Origin of the sequence: Bradyrhizobium sp. NBAIM18 (assembly GCF_020193825.1) — a bacterium.
In the GTDB taxonomy this organism is placed as follows: Bacteria; Pseudomonadota; Alphaproteobacteria; order Rhizobiales; family Xanthobacteraceae; genus Bradyrhizobium; species Bradyrhizobium yuanmingense.
This window is the reverse complement of sequence record NZ_JADYVO010000080.1, coordinates 1-393: the sequence shown is the minus strand read 5'-3', so window position 1 is coordinate 393 and position 393 is coordinate 1. Positions and strand designations below refer to the sequence as shown.

The following is a 393-nucleotide window of genomic DNA, read 5'->3' as shown; positions in this document are numbered from 1 at the left end:
TTGCCCGCACCGCCTGAGACGCGTTCAGCGCGTGCCTGACGAAACCATGACAAAAACCACAACAAACCACCCCGGAACCCGTCAGAAACGCGCCTGTTAAATTTTAACGGCATGCATGACTATGCACCAGAATGACGCCATGCTCTTTTCACGCAAAAATCATCACCAGACGGGGAAAATCACCAGTGACCAGACAGGAATCCGCCGCCCTCAATATGGCCAAATTTATCCGCGCACAGACACTTCTCCTCCTTGAGCGGCTCGAGCAGATGGATCTGGATGAGGCTGCCGGCTGCTGTGAGCACCTGCACGATCAGGCCGAAGCGCTTTACGCCATGCTGAACGCACAGATAGGCGAGGAAAATGCGTGAAAATCGGTGAACGGGTGCGCAA

1 protein-coding gene is annotated in these 393 nt (G+C 54.7%); it reads left to right on the top strand.

The genetic code is table 11. The features are described from left to right. The first annotated feature begins 185 nt into the window (after positions 1-185). Positions 186-371: a Rop family plasmid primer RNA-binding protein gene (locus I6F17_RS37495; protein ID WP_013772937.1), complete on the top strand. Its 186-nt coding sequence runs from the start codon at positions 186-188 to the stop codon at positions 369-371. Positions 372-393: the final 22 nt, after the last annotated feature.